Annotated in this window: 21 protein-coding genes; 16 read left to right on the forward strand and 5 right to left on the reverse strand. The window is 37.6% G+C overall.

Features of this window, described 5'->3' with window-relative positions; all coding sequences use genetic code 11:
• Nucleotides 1–37: 37 nt before the first annotated feature.
• The gene (locus NZD88_RS12800; protein WP_259829655.1) at nt 38–1,096 is read right to left on the reverse strand and encodes a DUF389 domain-containing protein; all 1,059 of its coding nucleotides are present in this window, start codon (nt 1,094–1,096) and stop codon (nt 38–40) included.
• 75 nt (nt 1,097–1,171) lie between these two features.
• Here NZD88_RS12800 and NZD88_RS12805 point away from each other — a divergent pair, with 75 nt between their 5' ends.
• The 9 genes from NZD88_RS12805 (at nt 1,172) to msrA (ending at nt 14,663) form a co-directional block, all read left to right on the forward strand.
• Nucleotides 1,172–2,194 carry a GDP-mannose 4,6-dehydratase gene (locus NZD88_RS12805; RefSeq protein ID WP_259829656.1) on the forward strand — a complete coding sequence of 341 codons (1,023 nt, stop codon included), beginning with the start codon at nt 1,172–1,174 and terminating at the stop codon, nt 2,192–2,194.
• Nucleotides 2,195–2,336: 142 nt separating this feature from the next.
• Nucleotides 2,337–2,558, forward strand: coding sequence for a DUF2795 domain-containing protein (locus NZD88_RS12810; protein ID WP_002662059.1), 222 nt, complete (start codon nt 2,337–2,339; stop codon nt 2,556–2,558).
• A gap of 125 nt (nt 2,559–2,683) precedes the next feature.
• On the forward strand, nt 2,684–5,758 hold the full coding sequence (gene secA, locus NZD88_RS12815) for a preprotein translocase subunit SecA (RefSeq protein ID WP_169233355.1): 3,075 nt from the start codon (nt 2,684–2,686) through the stop codon (nt 5,756–5,758).
• Between the two features lie 153 nt (nt 5,759–5,911).
• Nucleotides 5,912–8,056, forward strand: coding sequence for a TonB-dependent siderophore receptor (locus tag NZD88_RS12820; protein WP_259829657.1), 2,145 nt, complete (start codon nt 5,912–5,914; stop codon nt 8,054–8,056).
• A 40-nt stretch (nt 8,057–8,096) separates the two neighbouring features.
• The gene (locus tag NZD88_RS12825; protein WP_259829658.1) at nt 8,097–9,293 is read left to right on the forward strand and encodes a PepSY-associated TM helix domain-containing protein; all 1,197 of its coding nucleotides are present in this window, start codon (nt 8,097–8,099) and stop codon (nt 9,291–9,293) included.
• The gene (locus NZD88_RS12830) at nt 9,293–11,410 is read left to right on the forward strand and encodes a TonB-dependent receptor (protein ID WP_259829659.1); all 2,118 of its coding nucleotides are present in this window, start codon (nt 9,293–9,295) and stop codon (nt 11,408–11,410) included. Before NZD88_RS12825 ends, NZD88_RS12830 begins: the two co-directional genes overlap by 1 nt.
• Nucleotides 11,411–11,461: 51 nt before the next feature.
• Nucleotides 11,462–12,673, forward strand: coding sequence for a PepSY-associated TM helix domain-containing protein (locus tag NZD88_RS12835; protein ID WP_259829660.1), 1,212 nt, complete (start codon nt 11,462–11,464; stop codon nt 12,671–12,673).
• Nucleotides 12,674–12,757: 84 nt separating this feature from the next.
• Nucleotides 12,758–13,726: an ROK family protein gene (locus NZD88_RS12840; RefSeq protein WP_259829661.1), complete on the forward strand. Its 969-nt coding sequence runs from the start codon at nt 12,758–12,760 to the stop codon at nt 13,724–13,726.
• A gap of 382 nt (nt 13,727–14,108) precedes the next feature.
• Nucleotides 14,109–14,663 carry a peptide-methionine (S)-S-oxide reductase MsrA gene (gene msrA, locus NZD88_RS12845; RefSeq protein WP_259829662.1) on the forward strand — a complete coding sequence of 185 codons (555 nt, stop codon included), beginning with the start codon at nt 14,109–14,111 and terminating at the stop codon, nt 14,661–14,663.
• 52 nt (nt 14,664–14,715) lie between these two features.
• On the opposite strand, the gene NZD88_RS12850 is transcribed toward msrA, so the two are convergent.
• Complete coding sequence (locus tag NZD88_RS12850) at nt 14,716–15,531, reverse strand: hypothetical protein (RefSeq protein WP_259829663.1); 816 nt, start codon at nt 15,529–15,531, stop codon at nt 14,716–14,718.
• A 376-nt stretch (nt 15,532–15,907) separates the two neighbouring features.
• Here NZD88_RS12850 and NZD88_RS12855 point away from each other — a divergent pair, with 376 nt between their 5' ends.
• The 6 genes from NZD88_RS12855 (at nt 15,908) to NZD88_RS12880 (ending at nt 19,684) form a co-directional block, all read left to right on the forward strand.
• Nucleotides 15,908–16,132, forward strand: a complete 225-nt coding sequence (locus NZD88_RS12855; protein ID WP_259829664.1) for a hypothetical protein — start codon at nt 15,908–15,910, stop codon at nt 16,130–16,132.
• 77 nt (nt 16,133–16,209) lie between these two features.
• Nucleotides 16,210–17,835 (forward strand): tetratricopeptide repeat-containing sensor histidine kinase, encoded by a 1,626-nt coding sequence (locus NZD88_RS12860; protein ID WP_259829667.1) that lies wholly within the window; start codon nt 16,210–16,212, stop codon nt 17,833–17,835.
• A 15-nt stretch (nt 17,836–17,850) separates the two neighbouring features.
• Nucleotides 17,851–18,516 carry a response regulator gene (locus NZD88_RS12865; protein ID WP_169233365.1) on the forward strand — a complete coding sequence of 222 codons (666 nt, stop codon included), beginning with the start codon at nt 17,851–17,853 and terminating at the stop codon, nt 18,514–18,516.
• A 123-nt stretch (nt 18,517–18,639) separates the two neighbouring features.
• On the forward strand, nt 18,640–18,945 hold the full coding sequence (locus NZD88_RS12870) for a DUF3892 domain-containing protein (protein ID WP_259829669.1): 306 nt from the start codon (nt 18,640–18,642) through the stop codon (nt 18,943–18,945).
• A 12-nt stretch (nt 18,946–18,957) separates the two neighbouring features.
• Entirely contained in the window at nt 18,958–19,332 is a 375-nt protein-coding gene (locus tag NZD88_RS12875; protein WP_259829671.1) for a DUF6232 family protein, read from the forward strand.
• 49 nt (nt 19,333–19,381) lie between these two features.
• Nucleotides 19,382–19,684 carry a hypothetical protein gene (locus NZD88_RS12880; protein ID WP_259829673.1) on the forward strand — a complete coding sequence of 101 codons (303 nt, stop codon included), beginning with the start codon at nt 19,382–19,384 and terminating at the stop codon, nt 19,682–19,684.
• A gap of 79 nt (nt 19,685–19,763) precedes the next feature.
• Here NZD88_RS12880 and NZD88_RS12885 read toward each other — a convergent pair whose 3' ends face one another.
• From NZD88_RS12885 to NZD88_RS12895, 3 genes are all read right to left on the reverse strand, one after another.
• Complete coding sequence (locus tag NZD88_RS12885; RefSeq protein WP_259829675.1) at nt 19,764–20,204, reverse strand: GNAT family N-acetyltransferase; 441 nt, start codon at nt 20,202–20,204, stop codon at nt 19,764–19,766.
• A complete protein-coding gene (gene yihA / locus NZD88_RS12890) occupies nt 20,204–20,827 on the reverse strand; it encodes a ribosome biogenesis GTP-binding protein YihA/YsxC (protein ID WP_259829679.1) in 624 nt (207 codons plus the stop codon). The genes NZD88_RS12885 and yihA overlap by 1 nt, the downstream gene beginning before the upstream one ends.
• A gap of 64 nt (nt 20,828–20,891) precedes the next feature.
• Entirely contained in the window at nt 20,892–21,653 is a 762-nt protein-coding gene (locus NZD88_RS12895; RefSeq protein ID WP_169233374.1) for an alpha/beta fold hydrolase, read from the reverse strand.
• A 272-nt stretch (nt 21,654–21,925) separates the two neighbouring features.
• Between NZD88_RS12895 and mraZ the strand changes: the two genes are divergently transcribed.
• On the forward strand, nt 21,926–22,384 hold the full coding sequence (gene mraZ, locus NZD88_RS12900; RefSeq protein ID WP_073328675.1) for a division/cell wall cluster transcriptional repressor MraZ: 459 nt from the start codon (nt 21,926–21,928) through the stop codon (nt 22,382–22,384).
• The last annotated feature ends 22 nt before the right edge of the window (nt 22,385–22,406 follow it).

The following is a 22,406-nucleotide window of genomic DNA, read 5'->3' on the forward strand; positions in this document are numbered from 1 at the left end:
ATTGTTCTGTTTATACGTAAATATATTAAAATTAAATTTATTTGATTTTGTTCTGAGATTTTATACGGTCTATTTCATCTTTCAGAGCTGTTATTTGACTTTGGAGCCTCAGCATTTCCGATTTTCCACCACTTCTTGCCCCTGGAGAATATTGCCATATCAGGTGAATATCTTTTACCAAATCATTGTGGGCATCCAGCCTTTTTTTACTGATAGCAACACTGTCATTCAAAAGTGTTATCCTCAAAAAATCCTGATCGTTTTCTTTAAAAGCCTCATAACTGATAATAGCTAGTTCCGAGTGGTTTTCTTTAATGTTTTTAATATAATTTTCCGCACGCTCCTTTAGCCTTTCCTTCTCCCATTTCTTTTTCGTCAGAAGAATACTTGGAAATAATATAACGATGGAAAGCAGGCTAATTAAACCAGAAATTTTACGGTTGTGAGATTTATCCTTCATTCTATAATACCTCTGGTAACCTAAAAATATACTTAATATCCACGTCCCCACACCTATAAAAAAGCAGTTGATAAGATAAAAATAGAAACCTCCCCAAAAATACTCCCAATTTGCATTTGCTATTCCGAAACCGGCTGTACAAAGAGGCGGAATACATGCCGTGGAAACCGCAACGCCCGCAATTACTTTTACCGCTTCCTTCCTTACAATCCCCAGAAACCAGGCGAAGCCACCTAATAAAGCCAAAAAACAATCAAAAATCGTAGCTGTTTTAAAACTTTCCAATTGTGAAGTTTCTGAGTGAAAAGGAGAAACAAAAAAATACAAGGCGGAAGAACAAATCGCAACAACAATCATCAGAACCCAATTGATAATTCCCAGCTTTATAAGTCTCTTGTTTCCTGTAGAAAGACCAAAGGCCATTCCTACAATTGGCCCCATTAACGGAGAAATAAGCATCGCACCAATAACAGCCGCTGAACTATTGATATTCAGTCCTACACATGCAATACCCATAGAAATCACCAGAAGCCACAAATTGTGTCCCCGAAAATAAATTCCCTCTTCTATTTCATGAAATGTAAATTCTTCATCTTCTTCCTTGGGTAATACAAATAGTTTTCGGAAATTGATCATTTATTATATTTTCTAACAAAAGTATGAAAACAGCATTCAAGTATTATTAATAAATTTGCCATTAAAAAACCACAAATGACTTATCTTGTAACTGGAGGAAGCGGATTCATAGGTTCCCATTTAATAGAAAAATTATTAAGAAATGGACATTCTGTCATAAACGTTGACAATTTTGATGATTTCTATAATTATCAGATAAAAATTAAAAATACTTTAGAGTCTATTGATAAAAATTCGGATTTTGAGTTTTCGGACAAAGAGACCGATATCAGACGTTTAACTGACATTTCCCAGTCAGATACCTATCATCTGTACTATCAGGATATCCGTGATAAAGAAGGACTTGAACATATTTTTAAAGACCACAGGATAGACCTTGTTATCCATCTTGCAGCCCTTGCTGGCGTACGCCCTTCCATTGAAAGACCTTTGGAATACGAAGAGGTGAATGTACGCGGTACCATGAACCTTTGGGAACTCTGCAAAGAATTCAATATCAAGAAATTCGTGTGTGCATCTTCTTCGAGCGTCTACGGAAACAACGAAAAGGTTCCTTTTGCGGAAACAGATAATGTGGACAATCCTATCTCACCTTATGCCGCCACAAAAAAGAGTGGAGAAATTATAGGACACGTGTATCATAACCTATATCATATAGACATGATCCATTTACGTTTTTTCACGGTATATGGCCCGAGACAAAGACCGGATCTGGCCATTCATAAATTCACCAAGCTGATCTCAGAGGGCCAGGAAATCCCTTTCTACGGCGATGGAAATACAGCCAGAGACTATACGTATATTGATGACATCATAGACGGAATTACCAAATCTATCCTTTATTTAGAAACCCATTCCGGGGTCTATGAAATTATTAACCTTGGGGAAAGCGAAGTGGTAACCTTGTCTGAAATGTTGGCTACCATAGAAAACACCCTGAAAATCTCTGCCACGAGAAAAATTCTGCCAATGCAGCCGGGAGATGTCCAGAAAACCAATGCAGATATCACAAAAGCAAAGACATTAATAGGCTACAAACCAGACACAGACTTCCAAAATGGCATAAAAAAATTTGTGGAATGGTTTTTGAGAAAATGACATCATGTAAGTTTCCGGTGCAGCTGTAATGCAGTCTATGACGGACAATGAACAAAAATTAATCAAAAAGAATTGAAAATCAAGTATAAAAAAGCGCATAATATAAGCTAATTTTATACTTTTGCAAAAAAATTAGAAAATTATGTACTGGACATTAGAACTAGCCTCCTATTTAAGTGACGCACCTTGGCCAATGACAAAAGCAGAACTTATTGACTATGCAATCAGAACTGGTGCACCAATGGAAGTCGTAGAAAACCTTCAGGCTATTGAAGACGAAGGAGAGATCTATGAATCTATCGAAGAGGTATGGAGCGATTATCCTACCGACGAGGATTTCCTTTGGAACGAAGACGAATATTAATTAAAGCAATAAGCTTTAAGCAGTAGCTTAGAGCTTATTTGCCCTTTTTTTATATATAATTCACACGATAAGCGTATCAATACAACGCTTAAAGCATATTACTTTAAGCATAAAGCAAAAAATTTATGAGTTTTTTAAACAAAGTTCTTAAAGGGTTTTTGGGAGACAAAAAAGCGCAGGACCTAAAAGAAGTAAAAAAAGTTGTAACAAAAATCAAAGCTGTTGAACCAACTATTCAGCAATTGTCTGATGATGGTTTGAGAGAGAAAACTGCTGAGTTTAAAGAAAATATCAAAACTGCAACCAGCAAAATCACAGCTCAAATAGAACAAGTACAAGAGCAGATCAAAAATTCAACAAACGTTGATGAAAAAGAAGCTCTTTTCACAAAGATTGAGACTCTTAAAAAAGAATCATACGAGATCGAAGAGAAAGTTCTTGGCCAGATCCTTCCTGAAGCTTTTGCACTGGTAAAAGAAACAGCAAGAAGATGGGCTCAGAACGGACAAATTCGTACTACTGCAACAGATTGGGACAGACAATTGGCGGCGGCAGGTAAAGATTTCGTAGAAATTCAGGGAGATACCGCAATCTGGAAAAGCTCATGGGACGCAGCCGGGACTCCTGTAGTTTGGGACATGGTCCATTATGATGTTCAGTTTATTGGAGGGGTTATTCTTCACAGCGGGAAAATCACCGAAATGGCAACAGGGGAAGGTAAAACCCTGGTAGGAACATTACCTATTTACCTGAATGCTCTTACAGAAAGAGGGGTTCACGTAGTAACTGTGAATGACTATCTTGCCAAAAGAGACTCCGCGTGGATGGGACCTCTTTATCAGTTCCACGGAATGTCTATCGATTGTATCGATAACCACCAGCCGAACTCAGACGGAAGAAGAAAAGCATACAATTCAGATATTACTTACGGAACGAACAACGAATTCGGTTTCGATTATCTGAGAGACAACATGGTAACTTCACCTTCAGAATTGGTACAAAGAGAATTAAACTTTGCTATTGTGGATGAAGTTGACTCCGTATTGGTAGATGACGCCAGAACACCGTTAATTATTTCAGGTCCGGTTCCTCAGGGAGACAGACAGGAATTTGATGTTCTTAAGCCTTCTATCGACAGAATTGTTGACGTTCAGAAAAAAACAGTTTCTGCTATCTTTAATGAAGCGAAAAAATTAATCGCTGCAGGAAACACCAAAGAAGGAGGATTCAAATTGCTTCAGGCATACAGAGGACTTCCTAAAAACAGACAATTAATCAAATTCTTATCGGAAAGCGGAAACAGAGCCTTGCTTCAGAAAGTTGAAGCGCAGTACATGCAGGACAACAACCGTGACATGCCAATCGTAGATAAAGACCTTTACTTTGTTATCGAAGAGAAAAACAATCAGGTAGACCTTACAGACAAAGGAGTAGAATATATGTCTCAGGGGAATTCTGACAACAACTTCTTCGTTCTTCCGGATATCGGAACAGAAATCGCTGAAGTTGAAGCCAGAAACTTATCCAAAGAAGAAGAATTCGAAGCTAAAGAAAAACTTTTCTCTGAATTCGCTGAAAAATCTGAGCGTGTACATACGATGAGCCAGCTATTGAAAGCCTATACATTATTTGAAAAAGATGATGAGTATGTAGTGATAGACGGTGAAGTAAAAATCGTTGACGAGCAGACAGGCCGTATCATGGAAGGAAGACGTTATTCAGACGGGCTTCACCAGGCGATCGAAGCTAAAGAAAATGTAAAGATTGAAGCTGCTACGCAAACCTTTGCTACGGTAACGCTTCAGAACTATTTCCGTATGTACAACAAGCTTGCGGGGATGACGGGTACTGCTGAAACAGAGGCGGGAGAACTTTGGGAAATCTACAAATTAGATGTTGTGGTAATTCCTACCAACCGTCCTATTTTAAGAAATGACAAACAGGATTTAGTTTTCAAAACTAACCGTGAAAAATATAATGCCGTAATTGAGGAAATTGAAAAATTAACAGCAGCAAAAAGACCAGTACTGGTAGGTACAACTTCTGTTGAAATCTCTCAATTGCTTTCCAAAGCCCTGCAGTTAAGAAAAATCCCACACCAGGTATTGAACGCGAAGCTTCACAAGAAGGAAGCGGAGATCGTTGCCGGAGCAGGACAGCCGGGAGTTGTAACGATTGCAACGAACATGGCAGGTCGTGGTACGGATATCAAACTTTCTAAAGAAGTAAAAGAAGCGGGAGGTTTAGCTATTATCGGTACAGAAAGACACGATTCAAGACGTGTAGACAGACAGTTAAGAGGTAGAGCGGGACGTCAGGGAGATCCTGGAAGCTCTCAGTTCTATGTATCTCTTGAAGACAACTTAATGCGTTTGTTCGGTTCTGAAAGAATCGCGAAAATGATGGACAGAATGGGTCATAAGGAAGGTGAAGTGATTCAGCATTCTATGATCAGCAAGTCTATTGAAAGAGCTCAGAAAAAAGTAGAGGAAAACAACTTCGGGATCAGAAAGAGACTTCTTGAGTATGATGACGTGATGAACAAGCAGCGTGATGTAATCTATAAGAGAAGAAAGAATGCTCTATTCGGTGATCACCTGAAGTATGACATTACAAATATGATCTTCGATGTTTCCAATTCAATCGTTGCCAAAGGAAAGGCTTCAGGAAACTATAAAGATTTCGAATTCGACATCATTAAGTTCTTCACCATGGAATCTCCTGTTTCTGAAAGTGATTTCAAGAGCAAGCAGCTTCCGGAATTAACGGATCTTGTTTTCAAGGCAGCTCAGGAAGATTACAAAATGAAACTGAACCTATTGAAAGAAAAATCATTCCCTATCATTGAGAATGTATACCAGAATCAAGGTTCAATGTTCAAAATGATCCAGGTTCCTTTCACAGACGGACACAAAACAATGACTATCGTAGCTGATCTTAAGGAAGCATATGACACTCAGTGTGAAAGCCTGATCAACGATTTTGAAAAGAACATTACTTTATCAATCATCGATGAAAACTGGAAACTTCACCTTCGTGAAATGGATGACCTGAGAAGATCTTCTCAAGGTGCCGTTTATGAACAGAAAGATCCATTGGTCATCTACAAACAGGAATCATTCCACTTATTCAGTGAAATGGTTGACAAAATGAACAAAGAAATTATTTCTTTCTTATACAAAGGAGAAATTCCGGCTTAAGAAATCTATAATAAAATCTCATAAAAACCCCGCATCAGCACCGTCTGATGCGGGGTTTTGCTATTCAGCACCTAATAATTTCATGATAAATATCAATCCTGTTATTTATTTAGAACAATTAAAAACAATATATTTGCAGAAAATTTGACTTTCATGAAAAATGTACTGATCTGTGCCTCATTGCTGGGTTCTATGCTGGTTTTATCTCAGGAAAAAGATACTATAAAATCTAATGATATTGAAGAAGTTGTTGTCAGCGGGCGATATTATCAAAAATATAAATTGAATGAGGTCTCCGGTTCTCTAAGACTGCAAACTCCGCTTATTGAACTTCCACAGAACGTACAGTCCATCAGTGGGCAGGTTTTGAATGATCAGATCACGTTAAATATGTCCGAAGGAATTGTCCGTAATGTCAGTGGTGCCAGAAAAGTAGAACACTGGGACAACGTTTATTCCAATGTTTTTATGAGAGGAGCGAGTATTGCTACGTATATGAACGGAATGAATGTCTCTTCTACCTGGGGACCAATTAATCCGGATGCATCCATTATCGACAGAATAGAGTTCGTAAAAGGACCGGCAGGATTCATGGGATCTATGGGTGATCCGGCAGGGTTTTACAACGTGGTAACGAAAAAACCAACCGGTAAGTTTGCCAACAGTGTAAGATTCACAACCGGAAGTTACAATCTTTTTAGAGGAGAAGCAGATCTTGACGGTGTTATCGTGAAGGACGGCGTTTTAGACTACCGTTTAAACTTAATGGGAAGCTCCAACAAATCATGGTCAGAAAATGACAAGACAAGCAAAATAATCATCGCTCCGTCTATTACATTCAGACCTACAAAAACAACGACATTCACGGCTCAGTATAATTATCAGTTCTTAAAATTCAACCAGCCGGGTGCTTACTTGATGTCTAATGACGGCTATGCTTCATTAAATGTTCATACTAATTTTAATGATCCTAACTTCAAAAAAACGGAGGTGAAAGATCAGAGTTTATTTTTAAGCTTAGATCAGAAATTATTCAAAGATTGGGTTTGGAGTACACAGTATGCTTATATGGACATGAACTATGACGGTGGCTCATGGTGGGGTGGTTTCTATGGTTCAGACCCCAATATTTTAAGCAGATCTTTAAGTAACTGGCAGGCTCTTGGAAAAAACAATATATTCCAGACCTACGTTAGAGGAAGTTTACAAACAGGAAATATTACTCATAAAGTCATTGCCGGATTCGATTACGGAAATAGAAAATACCAGGCTGATTTCTCTTATTTAGGAGATGGAGGATCTATTGATGTTCACAATATTGTTTACGGTGTAAATCCTAGTACATTACCCCCTGAAAGCGCTTATTATCTAAATAGAAATGCTAATTATTATAATGATCAGGGAGTAAAATACACTTCTTATTATGCTCAGGATCAAATAGAAATGCTTAACAATAAGCTCCGTATTACACTGGCAGGAAGATATACCAGTGGAACAACATTCTCGGGATATCCTAATTTAGATCCGATAAAAGCTGATCAAGCTGGAGAATTTACACCAAGAGCTGGTGTCAGCTACTCTATTAAAGATGATTTTTCAGTGTACGGAGTTTTTGATAAAACGTTTGCGCCTCAGTCTGCAATAGGGATTAATGGATCTTCAATCACAGATCCTTTAAAAGGACAGAATATTGAATTTGGATTAAAAAAAGACTGGCTGGGAGGAAAATGGAACTCTACTTTTGCCGTATATGAAATCCGAAGAAAAAACATTTTGGTTGCCGGAAATTCAAACGATAACAACGGAAATGCTTTTATGATTCCAACTGGAGAACAAAGATCACGTGGTTTTGAAGCTGATATTAAAGGGGAAATCGTAAAAGGATTAAACATTGTGGTAAACTATGCTTATACGGATGCCAAAACAGTTAAAGATACCGATGCAAGCAGAATAGGGATACAATCTCCCGGAAATGCCAAAAACGTACAGAATACCTGGTTAAACTATAGATTTGAACACGGCCAGTTAAAAGGATTCGGTATTTCGGCCGGATACCAATATCAGGGAGGAAGACAATCCTGGTTTGGAACAACGGCAAAATATGATCAGAGTCTGGAAGATTACTTTGATACCAACTTCGGAATCTCTTATGTTGCTAAAAAATTCGATGTTAATCTATTGCTCAACAACGTTCTGAACAGAAAGCTTTACAGTGGCTACAGATCAGATGACGGTTCGTATGCATGGATCTACAATGCTCCGCGTAACTGGAGATTATCAATCGGATATAAATTTTAAATAATCAAAAGTTAGCCTCTCCGGAGGTTAACTTTTTTCTATGAAGAAAAAGCACCCCCATAAAAAGAAAGTTTCTTTTACCAGGAAATGGTCTGCCAAACTGCATTTGTGGTTGGGTTTGTCCGTTGGTATCATTGTCTTTATTGTTTCGCTTACCGGAACTTTATATGTTTTTAAGGATGAAATACAGAACAGCCTCCGAAAAGAAGCGATGTATGTACAGAAACCTTCAGCATCACCACTTTCTATTGCTGTTCTTAAAGAAAAAGTCAGTCTTGAGCTCAATGAAAAATATCCGCTGAGCGCTGTAGAAATCTCTTTGGATAAAAACAGATCCTATCGTTTTTCATATTACGAAAAAAACAAAAAAGGATGGAATTATTTTGAAGAAGTCAAGATCAATAAGCTCGTATATGTGGATCAGTACAATGGAAAGATTCTGGCCGTTTACGATGAGAAATATAGCTTTTTCAATATTCTGAAATTCATCCACTGGAGCCTTCTTCTGAACTCCGAATGGGGAAAATATGTCGTAGGAATCCCTACCGTCATTTTCATCTTCATGCTGATCACGGGAATTGTTTTATGGTGGCCAAAGAACAAAAAAGCTAGAAAAGGACGCTTCTGGTTCAGCTGGGAAAACGTGAAAACCTGGAAACGTAAAAACTATGATCTTCATAATGTATTGGGTTTCTATGCCTCATTTTTCGCTCTAGTTATTAGCATGACAGGAATCTATTTTGCCTATCCGTATGTGAAAAATGCCTTCAATTTTACACTTTCAGGTTCTACAGAGCTCCCAAAAGAAAAGGAAATAAAATCTCCGGATTCTCTTGTGGGAAAAAATGCCTCAGTGTATGACCTTACTGCTCAGGAAACCAGAAAAATGTATCCCTCGTCTTCCAGTTTCAGAATTCCGTTGAACGGAAAAAACAAGAAAGGGAAAGAACTGAAAAATATCCCGGTTACTATTTACGGTGAAGAAGGAAGGTTTAGCGAAAGAAATGCATTGATCTTTGACAAATACTCAGGAAAACTGCTGGCCGAAAAACCTCATCAAAAACTGAGCAATGCTGAAAAATATGCCAATGCCAATTATGACATCCACACAGGATCCTACTTCGGGCTGTTCGGAAAAATTCTATGGTTCATTACCGGACTCATCTGTACTTCACTTCCTGTAACAGGATTTCTGGTATGGTGGGGAAAACAAAAAAAACAAGGAAAGAAAATATAATGAAAAAAGCGCTTATATCAGCTGCATGCTTAGGTTCAGCTACCATTTTTGCACAGGTTAAAGACAGCCTGCAGACCAACAGCGTGGACGAAGTCGTGATGACTGCTTCCAGAAAAAAAGAAAATATCAAAGAAATACCCAGTTCCGTAACGATTGTTGCAGAAAAGCATATCCAGTCTCAGCTGACCGTTAATTCAGATATCACCAGCATTCTTCAGTATACCGTTCCCAGTTTAGGAACCAACTCGGGACAGACCTCCAATACAGGTCAAACCTTGAGAGGTCGTCAGGTTCTTGTCCTGATCGACGGTATTCCTCAGTCTACTCCACTCAGAAACGGAGCCAGAGATCTAAGGTCTATCGATCCTTCCGTGATTGAAAGAATTGAAGTGATCAAAGGAGCGTCATCCATCTACGGAAATGGGGCAGATGGCGGGATCATCAACTATATCACAAGAAGAAGCAAATCCGATAAGAATATTTCCGGACTTACTCAGGTAGGTTTTACAGGCCAAACCTATGGCGGAACTCTTGGCGTAAGAGCCAGCCAGCTATTATCAGGAAAGGTGAATAAGTTTGATTACGTTTTCTCTCTCGCCTACGAAAGAACAGGCTATATGAAAGATGCCGACGGTATCAACCTTACGCCAACCTACAGTCCTGCGAAAATGGATAACTACAACGGGATGCTTAAAGTAGGATACAATATCAATAAGGATCAGAGAGTGGAAGCCTCTTACATCGGATATGCATCCAGATCTGACCTCAACTTAGGATTGGTAACGGGAAAATACGGAATCACCCCAACCATTGGGGAAGGCGTAGGGAAAAATCTTGAAACTACACCACAGGGAACACCGAGAAACCATAATTTGAGAATCAATTATGACAACCAGAATCTTTTTGGCGGAACTACTTCACTGAATGTCAATGCTTACATGCAGGATTTCAGGACAGTATACGGATACAGCGACACCTTCTTCGGAGGAGGTCAGTCCAATGTGATTTCAAAAAAATACGGAGCCCGATTCAATTTTGACACCAAATTGTGGACTGCTAAAGATTCACAGGGTGAAGTGATGTACGGAATGGATATCCTCAACGATCAGACGGTTCAGAAGCTGGAAGACGGACGTTACTGGACACCGGACATGAATATGACCAACTTGGCCCCTTTTGTATTGATTAAAATTGATTTATTAAAAAAATTAACCATCAAAGGAGGCCTTCGTTACGAAAACATGCGCGTCAAAGTCGGAGATTTTAATACCCTTTCTACGGTTAAAAGTGACGGGACCTTCACCAAAAGTATCTTTGTGACCGGTGGAGATCTGAAATACAATGCATTGGTCGCCAATTTAGGGATCCGTTATAATATTGAACCTTTTATCAATCTGTTCGGAAGCTTCTCACAGTCCTACTCTATTAATGAATTAGGAAGAATCCTGAGAACCTCTACAGAAGGAACCATTCAAAACCTTGAAACCAAACCGATCATCGTCAACAACTATGAATTCGGTGCGACAGGACAGATTTCAAAATGGATCAACTACGAGATCACTTCTTATGTAAGTACGTCAAAACTGGGAGCATCTTTTGTACAGAGCCCGGACAGAGCATTAACGATACAGAGATCTCCGGAAATCGTGTACGGTGTCGAAGGATTCTTACATTTTACGCCCACCAAATGGATCAATTTCGGAGGAAGCTACAGCTGGATGGAAGGAATTACCTCCATCAAAGACGACGGAGATTATTCAGCAAAGATCAACAACAGCCGGATTTCTGCGCCTAAAGTACTTGCTTACATTCAGGCAAGACCCATACAGTCTTTATCTATTGGACTTGATATGCTTCATGCGTTTGAACAGGACAGATTCCAACCTAATGCAAAGACCGGATTGTTCGTCTACGGAGAAGGCTATGTTCCCGACTACACGGTCTTTAATTTTAAAGCCAGCTTCGAAGTCAATAAGAACTGGAGGGTATCTGCAGGGGTTGAAAATGTATTCAACAGAATGTATCAACCTGCGATTGCATGGTGGTCTGCCCGTGACAGTGAATTCGTGAACTCACTGGGAAGAAGAGGCACCCTGATGCTTGAATATAAATTTTAATTAATCTAAATAAAAAGTAAAACTTATCTTTGCGATACTTTGAACTGCGATATGAAGAAAAAACATCATCATAAAAATAAACCGGGCTTCTTTAAAAAATGGTCTGCCAAACTGCACCTTTGGTTTGGTCTGGGGATTGGCTTTCTGATCTTTATCATTTCCATTACAGGAGCACTCTATGTTTTTAAAGACGAACTGGAAAAATTTACAAGAAAGGATGTTATCTATCATAACGAACAGAATATAGAACAGAAAAACGTTCTTCCTATCAGAATGATGGAGAAATCTGTTGTTGAACAGGTAAAGGAAAAATATCCGGTTCACTGGGTAAACGTTCCCATCGACAAAAAGATGTCCTACCTATTTTACTGGTATGAGCACAACACGAAAGCCTGGAATTATTTTGATGAACTTCCGGTTTATAAAGCGGCTTATGTAAACCCTTACACGGGAAAAGTCCTTAGGGTCTACGATGAAAAGAACGGATTCTTCAATATTGTAAAAATGATCCACTGGAGCTTTCTGCTAAAGCAGGACTGGGGGCCGTATGTCGTGGGAATTCCCGTGATTATATTCCTGATCATGCTCATCACCGGAATTGTGCTTTGGTGGCCTAAAAACAAAGCCGCAAGAAAGCAGCGCCTTTCTTTCAAATGGAAGAATGTCAAAAGCTGGAAAAGAAAGAACTACGATCTTCACAACATACTGGGTTTCTATTCCTCCATCTTTGCTTTAATCTTCACGATCACAGGGTTGTTTTATGCGTACTTCGTTGTACAGGCGATGATCTACGTCATATTTTCCGGTGGAGAAACGAAATATCCGGATTTCTCTCACATCAAAACAAAAGCACCTATAGAATTAAGAACAGAAGGAACACTGGACAAAGTCATCAGTACCGTTATTCAGAAATATCCTGATGCTTTCGGTTTTGCGATTGACCTGGGTCACAAGCATATGGACGATCACGAGCACCCGAACTTTGAAGTGTATGTAAAACACCTTTCTTATTCTTATCATAAAAGCAGCAGCCTGATCTTTGATGAAAACTCCGGAGAACTGCTTCACACCCACGATCCCAAAGACAAAAACTTTGGTGAAAAAGCAGTAGGAGCCAACTATGATATTCATGTGGGTTCTATTTTAGGACTGCCTACAAAGATCATCGCATTCATTGTCAGTCTCATCTGTGCATCACTGCCTGTAACCGGATTTATGGTTTGGTGGGGAAGAAGAAAAAAGAAACCGACCAAAACAGCCTAAAAGTTTTTTAAATAAAAGTTTTGTTAATAATCCATTAATACAATCTTTTTTATAATTTTAACCCCTTAGAATTTATAAATAGAAATGTCATTAATAGATTTATCAAAACAAGTTGCTCTAGGAATTGATATCGGGGGAACCAATACCAAGTTCGGAGTGGTCAACCACCGCGGTGAAGTTCTGGAAAAAGGAAATCTGAGAACTGATGAATACGGAAAAGTAGAAGACTTTATCGATGCTTTATATGAACAGGTGAAACCCCTGATCGAAAAGTACGGTACTGAGACCAACTTTGACGGAATCGGGGTAGGTGCTCCCAATGCCAACTATTATAAAGGAACCATAGAACAGGCTCCCAATTTGCCATGGAAGGGATTAGTTCCTTTCAGTGAGCTGATGAAAGCCAAATTCAACCTGCCGTGTACCATTACTAATGATGCGAATGCCGCAGCTCTTGGAGAAATGCTTTTCGGAGCAGCAAGAGGAATGAAAGATTTTATCATGATCACTCTGGGAACAGGCGTGGGCAGTGGAATTATTTCCAACGGAAGCTTGATTTACGGCCACGACGGTTTCGCAGGAGAATTGGGTCACACCATTGTAAAACCTGGCGGAAGAAAGCACTGGAGTACAGGATCTGAAGGAAGTCTGGAAGCCTATGCTTCAGCCACAGGAATTGCGATCACCGCTAAGAAGATGAGGGCTGAATTTCCTGAATCCATACTGAACCAGTATCCTGAAGAATCCATCAACTCGAAGACGGTTCATGAATGTGCACTGAAAGGTGATCTTATTGCGATCGAGGTGTTCAGATATACGGGACAGAAACTGGGTGAGGCTTTGGCTAATTTCGTGATGTTTTCTTCACCTGAAGCCATTCTTTTATTTGGTGGCGTGATCAAAGCCGGTGATTTTATTTTGAAGCCCGCAAAACTTCATATGGAAAGAAACCTTCTTCCGATCTTTAGAAATAAAGTAAAATTAGTTTTCAGTGAACTGGACGAAGCTGATGCTGCCATTCTTGGAGCAAGTGCCCTGGTTTGGGAAAAATAACTAAAAACGACATTAAAATAATAATAAAAGCATCCTTTTGGGTGCTTTTTCTGTTTTGAACAGGTTTGTATCTGGTTTGAATTCCCACAGATTCTACAGATCTTATACAGTGTATATATGATTTTTCCATACTTTATTTTACAAATTCCTTTTATTCCAGAAATTCAATACCGCAATGATCCATCTAATCTGTGAGATCTGCGCGAATAAATCATATCACTTCCACATCTTCAGTGGTTAAAAAGGCTGGGCTCAATTCTGTTTTAAATCATCAGATTTCTCACCCAAAATGAAAAAGTTTTTCTTACTTTTGATTGGTTTTTTACCCATTTTATGCCACGGCTGAATCGGTAAAAACCAACAAATACATAATTTAAGAACAATGGATAATAATAATTTAGAACAGATCACTTTCGGAGGCGGATGCTTCTGGTGTGTGGAAAGCTGTTTCAATATGCTTAAAGGAGTGCATTCTGCAATTTCAGGATATTCCGGAGGACACAAAGACAATCCTACGTATGAAGAAGTCTGCACCGGAGAAACCGGACATGCGGAAGTGGTACAGATCACCTTCGATCCTGCAATCATTTCTTATGCACAGCTGATGGATGTCTTTTTCTTCCTTCACGATCCTACCCAACTGAACAGACAGGGGAATGACATCGGAACACAGTACCGCTCCGTTATTTATTATAAAGATGATGCTGAAAAGGCTAAAGCAGAAGATGCCCTGAAAACCTCTGAAGCTTCAGGAAAATGGCCTGGAAAGTATGTTACTGAAGTTTCCCGGTTTGAGAAGTTCTGGCCAGCAGAACAGTATCATCAAGGGTATTATAACGTGAATCCCAACCAACCTTACTGTAGTGCCGTAGTAGGCCCGAAGATCCAGAAGTTTAAAAAACATTTTGGAGAATTGGGAATGCTGAATGAGGCGTAAAAAATATAAAAGCGAATATCCACAATGGATGTTCGCTTTTTTTATGTCTAAATTATTCTTCAACGTCTATCGAATCTTTTGGCTTGCCTGCATATTTATCAAGAATAAAAGAGGTTGATTTTCTCAATTCCTTTCCATTTTCTGGATCTACTCCATCCATTGTGAAAAACTCCACATTTCCATAAAATTTCGAATACCAGGTAACACCTAATGCATTATCAACAGTCAATGTATCTTTTCTAGTATTCTTTTTGAAATGTAGAAACAAATGCTCATCCATTGCTTTTACTTCAAGCCCGGGTCTGATAAAGCTACTATCCGTGGCAATATACCTTTCTCCATCCCAATACATATACTTTTTGTCTGTACCAGGCTGTACACTTGACATTAAACCTAGTAGAAATGAAGAGTTGCTAGAACTTTTCTTGTTATTAGAGAAAACTAAATTTCCTGTAACAAGACATAAAAGAAATGCCATTTCTATAATACCGAATCCATTCTGTTTCATAAACTCAGGCATTACGAGGATTGGCTTATTAATAATAGTGATCACAATTTTAGAGATTGCTTGTTGAATACTATATTCCAATGTCCTCCATTCCGAACAGTAATCTTTAAAAGTATCATATCCCAAATATCGGCTTAGGTTATCCAAAACCTGCCTTTTTATATTATAGTCTTCACCTTGCTCAACTATTGCCTTGTAATAATTTTCAAAAGATTTATAACTCAGTGGTTCAAAATCATCTTTTAAAATTTGCTCAAGGTGTAGGAGAATCCCATTAAATGATGTTTCTGTAGCTTCATTTGAAGCTTTTTCGTAGACATCTTCTAATAATTTCTTTTTTTCAGATAAAAATTTTGACATACTCATGGTTATTACTGTGAAAATTAAGAAATCTCAAGTCAAAAAAATTACGGTTTTCCGTACATCCCACCGAGGAAAACTTTCCAAAAACTTTCCGAAAACTTTCTAACCCTCGCCCTTTCTTTCGTCGTTAATTTGCCATAGAAATCAGTGAGAAACAAAACATTACAAAAACAAATTTACGAAACTGATTTCAAAAAACACCAGATAAAACGGAGGAAAACTCCGGGTTGGGAAGCAGATGTTTCTCCTCCGTTTTTGAAGGTTCACTTCCCAAAAAAATTAGAAGCGCTTCGAAATTTTAAACGTGTACTGCTCGTGATCGAAAACCACGAGAGGAAGAAAAACAGTCTAAAAACTTCAAAATTTTAAGGAAATGATCCAGTTTATATTAATGCTATTAAGTTTAGCATTTTCAAATAATAACGCCAATACGGCAACATGTACTAACAATCAAGGACAGCCAACAGTGCAACTGGTAGGTGATCCGGGAGAAGGTTTAGATCCGGGGGATGGAAACGGAAACGGAAATGGCCATGGAAACGGCGGGAATACAGGAGGAAATACGGGACAAACACCACCATTTTCAACTCAGCCATAAGTTAACAAACTAATTAAAAAAGAGCAGATTGTATAATCTGTTCTTTTTTTTTAATTTGTAAGAAAAAACCAACATCCATGAAAATGTTTTTTCTCATCGTTTTATCTATTTTGCTTTTTTCTTGCAACAATAATAAATCTGAAAAAATTGCTACTGCCAAAGCATACTTTGATAAAGCAAGGGCAGATACAACAGGTTCCTCTTTCTATTACTACAATCTATCTAAAAATTCATACTTTGAAGCAAACGACTCTATAGAAGGAGCTAGATCATTGGTAAATATGGCCATTATCCAAGAAGGTAAAGGAGATTATTATGGAAGCATCGAAACCTCACTTGAAGCCAATCGTTGTCTGGAGAAAAATGAAGACAGCCTAAGCCTACGAATACTAGCCTCTAGCTTTAATAATATGGCAATCTGCTCATCCTATCTTTACAATTTTGATGAAACTATAGAATACTATCAAAAAGCACTTCAATACTCTGATGATACAGAAAATAAATATATGTATCATAATAATTTGGGAGCTGCACTGATAACATTAGAAAAGTATAAAGAAGCTCAGGAAAGTATAAAACTTGCACTGCCAACAAAAGACAGTTTAAAATATGCAATGTTCATTAATAATATGGCCAGGGCAAAACATTACGAAGATCAAAAATATAACCCTCTTCCTGAGTTTAATCAAGCCCTTGAAATAAGACAAAAAAAAGGAGAAGATGAAAATTCAAGCTATGCAGCACTATCCAATTATTTTTTCTCTTTAGACAAAAATAAAGCATTATACTATGCAAATAAAATGCTGAATACTGCCGAAAAAAACCACAGTCCGGAAGACCGATTACAAGCTTTACAAAAAATAATAAACTTAGATCCAGAACATTACTTAGTATATTTTGAAAAATTTCAAGCCCTTAATGATAGTGTACAGATTGCCAGAAGCAAAGCTAAAAATCAGTTTGCCACAATAAGATACGATGTAGAAAAAAAGAAAAATGAAATAGCAGAAAATGAAGCGGAGCTCTTGAAAAGAAATATCGGTTTAGGTGCTTTATCAGTACTTTTAATTGGTGGCTTTTTTTGGTACAAAAGAAGAAAGAAAAGGCTGAAACAAGAAAATGAATTAAAGATAAAGAATGACCAATTAAGAATCTCCAAAAAAGTCCACGATGTCGTAGCCAACGGCATCTACCAGGTGATGACCAAAATAGAAAATCAGGAATATTTTGATAAAGAAGAAGCCCTGGACGAACTGGAATTTGTTTACGAGAAATCCAGAGATATTTCCTACGAAAAACCTGATCTTGAAAATGATATAAAGGACAATAAAGATAGAATCTCCTCCCTTATTGCCTCTTTTAAAAATGATATGACCGACACCTATATCGTTGGAAACGAAAATGAAATATGGAACGGAATTTCCTCATCCTCCTTTGAAGATGTCTATCAGGTGATCCGTGAGCTGCTCGTTAATATGAAAAAGCACAGCCAGGCTTCGCGTGTTATTTTTAAATTTGAAAGAATCAATAATTGGGTCAAAATCCAGTACACCGACGACGGAGTTGGGATTCCCGGTGAAATGATCTACAAAAATGGACTGACAAATACGGGAACCCGTATTGCCGCTATCCGTGGAGAAATTATTTTTGACAATAAATCCGAAAAAGGACTGAAGATTACTATTTCATTTCCTGTTTCTTAAAAAAAGACCTAAAGAATGTTCAAAAAAATTTTAATAGCCGAAGACCACGAAAGCAGCAGCATTTCTGTACAAAAAACATTGGAAGATCTAAATATTTCTCATGCTGATTATGTGTATTATTGTGATGATGCAGTCGCTAAAGTAAAAAAGTCCATTCGCGAGAATGACCTTTATGATTTACTTATTACCGATCTCTCTTTTGAAGAGGATCACCGTGAACAAAACATCAAAGAAGGAAAGGAACTGATCCTTGAAGTCCGGGAATTAATCCCTTCTCTCAAAGTGATCGTTTTTTCCGGAGAACATAAATCAGGAGTGATAGATTCTCTTTTTAACGAATATAAAATCAACGGTTTTGTCCGCAAAGCCAGACATGATTCCAAAGACCTGAAAAAAGCAATAGCATCCGTATACGTCAATGAAAACTACCTGTCTCTAGATCTTAAACAGGAAGTGAAAAAGCTCAACAGCTATGAGTTTACGTCTTATGACATTACACTCGTTTCCCTTCTTTCTCAAGGAGTGTTGCAAAAAAACATTCCCACCTATCTTCAGAATAATAATATTAAACCCAACAGTCTGAGCAGTGTAGAAAAAAGACTGAACAGTTTAAAAGAAAACCTCAATGTAGCAAGCAATGAGCAGTTGGTTGCCTTCTGCAAGGACCTGGGAATTATTTAATCCTTTTTTAATATAGCAGACAAACCTTTCAAGTTCATTGAAAGGTTTTTTTGTTTACGGATTCCCGTAAGGAAAATGTTTATAAGCTTTATACTTTTGGAATGTTAACCAAAAAATAAAAAAATGGCAAAATTTAAAATTTCAGGTGTTTGGAAGGATTCAAAAAACACAATTACTCACTACGCTTTTCACGAAATCAACGAGACAACTACTTCAAGAGCAGAAAAAGTAGAAAAATCAGAAGCAGTAAGACGTCTTCAATTAGCTGGTAATAGCGCTATAACTTGGGTCTGGGACTATCAAAATTCTTTTTGGAAGAATGGAGAAGAAATAGAAGTTGTAGAAGGAAAATTTTTAAGAACAAAGCATAATAATAAAACTATTGATAATTTATCACACTTGATTGATTATGATTGGTTGAAATTTTAAAACCTATTAGCTATGGAAACTCAAAATGAAACTAAATTTTATCAGGATAGTTCTGTAACAGTCACACAATCTAGATTTGTTACCCAATCAAAAACATATGCAATGAGAAACATCTCTTCTGTTCATATTTTTGAAATCATTAAAAGTAAGACAAAAGCAATATTGATGGCTATTTTCGGAGTCCTCCTTCTTTTTTCAAAAGATATTTTTTGGGTGGGAATAATCGTCATTACACTTGGAATCTGGTGGTTATTTTCTATTAAAAATGAATATGCTGTGAGAATAAGCACCAATGCAGGAGAGGCCAATAGTATTATTTCAAAAGACAAAGATTATATTCAAAAAATTGTTAATGCCTTAAATAATGCAATCATTCATAGAGGTTAAATTAAACTCATAACCATTAAAACTCTTATCATATAAAAACAAAAACACCATGAAAAAACTACTATTCACAGCCCTTTTGGCTGCAGGTTTAATGCTTCCGTCAAGCTTTACAGCAACAGGAAACACCACCATTTCTAAAACAGAACTATCCTCTAAAAAACAAAAGAAAAAGGCGAAAAAGAGCAAGAGCAGCTCCAACTCTAGTTCTAAAAGGTCAAAGTCTTATTCACAAAGTCGAGGATGCACTTATAATGGAAGTCAGTTGTATGTAGGAAAAAGAGGAGGCTGCTATTACTACACGGGAAGCAGTAAACAATATGTAGACCGGTCCTATTGTTCGGGTTGCAACTAACCTGAATTCAGGTCAAAACTCTAAAAAACTAAAAACATTCTACATATACCAAAAAAAGCGAAGATTTCTCTTCGCTTTTTTATTTTCTGATCATTTCCGTATGAGGAATATCGTCTTCCAGATATTTTTTTCCGGTATCTATAAATCCGAATTCGGAGTAAAATCTTAATAAATAATCCTGTGCTGAAATCCTGATCTCAGAAGTATGAAAACGGTTTTCTATCGTTTCTACAGCATATCTGATCAGTTGTCTGCCCAGATTTTTACCTCTCGCCTGCTCTGTGGTAAGAACCCTCCCTAAAGAAGTTTCCTCAAACTTGATTCCCTTATCAAACACACGGCAGTAAGCAAGGATCTGCCCCTCTTCTTCAGCCCAGATATGAATTCCTTTCTGATCGTAATTATCCAGATCAGGATAAGGACAGTTCTGTTCGATCACAAAAACATCAATACGGGCTTTCAAAACAGCATACAGTTCAGGAACCGTAAACTCATCAAAGGTTTTAATTTTCCAGATCATTACTCCTCAAAACTTACACTGTTATTTTTCAAAAACTCATTCGTTGTCTGAATGAAATTAAGGATCTCATCCCCTCCGGTTTTCTTTTCTGCAGAAGTCACATATATTTCAGGCAGATCTGCCCACGTTTTATGCAGTTCATTTTTATAATTTTCTACATTCTGAATGATAACATTCGGTTTCAGTTTATCCGCTTTAGTGAAAACAATCGAAAAAGGAATTCCGCTTTCCCCGCACCATTGGATAAATTCCAGATCTATCTTTTGTGGAGTATGTCTTGCATCTATCAGAACAAAAAGGTTTACCAGGTTTCTCCTGTTCAAAATATAATTGGTGATCAGTTTTTCAAAATCCTTTCTGATTGATTTTGAAACCTTTGCATATCCATAACCCGGTAAATCCGTCAGATACCAGTTTTCATTCACTAAAAAATGATTGATCAGCTGAGTTTTCCCTGGAGTTCCGGAAGTCTTTGCCAAGTCCTTATGATTCATCATTGCATTGATCAATGAAGATTTTCCAACATTCGACCTTCCGATAAAAGCATACTCAGGCATCGTAGGTTCAGGGCATTCCTGCCATTTTCCGCTACTTTTTACAAATTCTGCCGTTTTTATAACCATTTTTGAATATTTTTTAGAAAAACAAACCATTAAGAAAAGCTCTTAATGGTTTATTATATTTGTTTTAAACTTTATCTTTTAACCAGCTGTACAGAATTTCATTGAATTCGTCCGGCTTTTCCATCATCGCAGCATGTCCGCATTTCTCAATCCAGAATAAATCTGAATTCGGAATAAACTTATTCATATCTTCAGCCACTTCTGGAGGCGTTACATTATCCTGTCTCCCCCAGATCAGACACGTTGGCGTCGTAATCTTAGGAAGGTCATGTAACATATTGTGTTTGATGGCACTTCTTGCCAGCATTACTGTTTTTATTCCTTTCATCCTGTCGTTCACTACAGAAAAAACCTCATCTACAAGAGCTTCTGTAGCAATAGCAGGATCATAGAAAACCTCTTCCGTTTTCTTCCTTATATAGGAACGGTCATTTTTTCTCGGGAAACTATCCCCGAAAGTTCTTTCATACAATCCCGAGCTTCCTGTTAAAACAAGATTCTTAACCAGGTCCGGTCTTGCTAAAGTCATAATCAATCCTACATGCCCACCCATAGAGTTTCCTACAATGGTGACGGGTTCAGTCATATGACTCTCTATAAACTTGATAATATATTTTGCAAGAGTGGTAAGATTAGTATTGAGTACCGGCAGATCGTAGATAGGCAACTGAGGAACATATACCTTGAACCCCTTTTCCGAAAAAAAATCTACCATCTTATCGAAATTACTCAAACCACCCATTAAACCGTGCAACAGCACCAATGGATGTCCTTCTCCCGCCTCTATAAAAGTATATTTCTTTTCTTTTTTTGTACTAAATATCATAAAATGCCTTAATAAAGCTCTGCAAAAATACAAATTAAACCTCAAAAATTTTTTGATTACCCTAATTTAAAGTAAAAATAATATAATATCATCCTTTTTCTTTACTTTTTTCAAAACCTCTTTACTATGGCCTAAATAATACTTTTTACAACAGTCCATATATCAAATACTTACCCCAGTGAAATTCAATCTTTAATAAAACTTATTAACATTAAGTCAAAAAGTGGGAAAAAGTGGGAAATTTTGGAAATTATTATATAAATTTGTCCCAAATGAAAAGTTTCATTGGAACATATGAGTGTAAAATTGACGACAAAGGCCGTTTAAAAGTTCCCTCCTCCCTGATCAATCAGATGGAAAACTTCGACGATAAGGCATTTGTAGTCAAGAGATCTGTGTTCCAACCTTGCCTGGAGGTCTATCCCATGAATGCATGGGACAAACTGATGGGCAAAATTAATAAGCTAAACAGATTCATTAAAAAGAATGCTGATTTCATTCGAATGTTTACGGCAGGTGTAAAAACAGTAGAACTGGACAATGCAGGAAGACTTCAGATCTCAAAAGATCTGGTTCATTTTGCAAACCTTCAGAAAGACACTGTTATTACAAGCGCAGGAGAGCTTTTTGAGATTTGGGATAAAGAAGCCTATGAAAAGGTGATCTCGACCAATGAAGCTGATTTTGCCAGCCTTGCTGAAGATGTAATGGGCTCTTTAGATGAAGAATAAACCGCGCTTGCTGTAAAAGGCA

The organism is Chryseobacterium pyrolae, from assembly GCF_025153485.1.
In the GTDB taxonomy this organism is placed as follows: domain Bacteria; phylum Bacteroidota; class Bacteroidia; order Flavobacteriales; family Weeksellaceae; genus Chryseobacterium; species Chryseobacterium antibioticum.

What these genes read in the sequence shown, in the direction of transcription:
- NZD88_RS12880 (WP_259829673.1), top strand. Translation starts at nt 19,382, where the DNA reads ATGAAAAAACTACTATTCACAGCCCTTTTGGCTGCAGGTTTAATGCTT.
- NZD88_RS12860 (WP_259829667.1), top strand. Translation starts at nt 16,210, where the DNA reads ATGAAAATGTTTTTTCTCATCGTTTTATCTATTTTGCTTTTTTCTTGC.
- NZD88_RS12810 (WP_002662059.1), top strand. Translation starts at nt 2,337, where the DNA reads ATGTACTGGACATTAGAACTAGCCTCCTATTTAAGTGACGCACCTTGG.
- NZD88_RS12800 (WP_259829655.1), bottom strand. Translation starts at nt 1,096, where the DNA reads ATGATCAATTTCCGAAAACTATTTGTATTACCCAAGGAAGAAGATGAA.
- NZD88_RS12855 (WP_259829664.1), top strand. Translation starts at nt 15,908, where the DNA reads ATGATCCAGTTTATATTAATGCTATTAAGTTTAGCATTTTCAAATAAT.
- NZD88_RS12840 (WP_259829661.1), top strand. Translation starts at nt 12,758, where the DNA reads ATGTCATTAATAGATTTATCAAAACAAGTTGCTCTAGGAATTGATATC.
- NZD88_RS12865 (WP_169233365.1), top strand. Translation starts at nt 17,851, where the DNA reads ATGTTCAAAAAAATTTTAATAGCCGAAGACCACGAAAGCAGCAGCATT.
- NZD88_RS12805 (WP_259829656.1), top strand. Translation starts at nt 1,172, where the DNA reads ATGACTTATCTTGTAACTGGAGGAAGCGGATTCATAGGTTCCCATTTA.
- msrA (WP_259829662.1), top strand. Translation starts at nt 14,109, where the DNA reads ATGGATAATAATAATTTAGAACAGATCACTTTCGGAGGCGGATGCTTC.
- NZD88_RS12870 (WP_259829669.1), top strand. Translation starts at nt 18,640, where the DNA reads ATGGCAAAATTTAAAATTTCAGGTGTTTGGAAGGATTCAAAAAACACA.
- yihA (WP_259829679.1), bottom strand. Translation starts at nt 20,827, where the DNA reads ATGGTTATAAAAACGGCAGAATTTGTAAAAAGTAGCGGAAAATGGCAG.
- NZD88_RS12820 (WP_259829657.1), top strand. Translation starts at nt 5,912, where the DNA reads ATGAAAAATGTACTGATCTGTGCCTCATTGCTGGGTTCTATGCTGGTT.
- NZD88_RS12895 (WP_169233374.1), bottom strand. Translation starts at nt 21,653, where the DNA reads ATGATATTTAGTACAAAAAAAGAAAAGAAATATACTTTTATAGAGGCG.
- mraZ (WP_073328675.1), top strand. Translation starts at nt 21,926, where the DNA reads ATGAAAAGTTTCATTGGAACATATGAGTGTAAAATTGACGACAAAGGC.
- NZD88_RS12830 (WP_259829659.1), top strand. Translation starts at nt 9,293, where the DNA reads ATGAAAAAAGCGCTTATATCAGCTGCATGCTTAGGTTCAGCTACCATT.
- secA (WP_169233355.1), top strand. Translation starts at nt 2,684, where the DNA reads ATGAGTTTTTTAAACAAAGTTCTTAAAGGGTTTTTGGGAGACAAAAAA.
- NZD88_RS12875 (WP_259829671.1), top strand. Translation starts at nt 18,958, where the DNA reads ATGGAAACTCAAAATGAAACTAAATTTTATCAGGATAGTTCTGTAACA.
- NZD88_RS12835 (WP_259829660.1), top strand. Translation starts at nt 11,462, where the DNA reads ATGAAGAAAAAACATCATCATAAAAATAAACCGGGCTTCTTTAAAAAA.
- NZD88_RS12885 (WP_259829675.1), bottom strand. Translation starts at nt 20,204, where the DNA reads ATGATCTGGAAAATTAAAACCTTTGATGAGTTTACGGTTCCTGAACTG.
- NZD88_RS12850 (WP_259829663.1), bottom strand. Translation starts at nt 15,531, where the DNA reads ATGTCAAAATTTTTATCTGAAAAAAAGAAATTATTAGAAGATGTCTAC.
- NZD88_RS12825 (WP_259829658.1), top strand. Translation starts at nt 8,097, where the DNA reads ATGAAGAAAAAGCACCCCCATAAAAAGAAAGTTTCTTTTACCAGGAAA.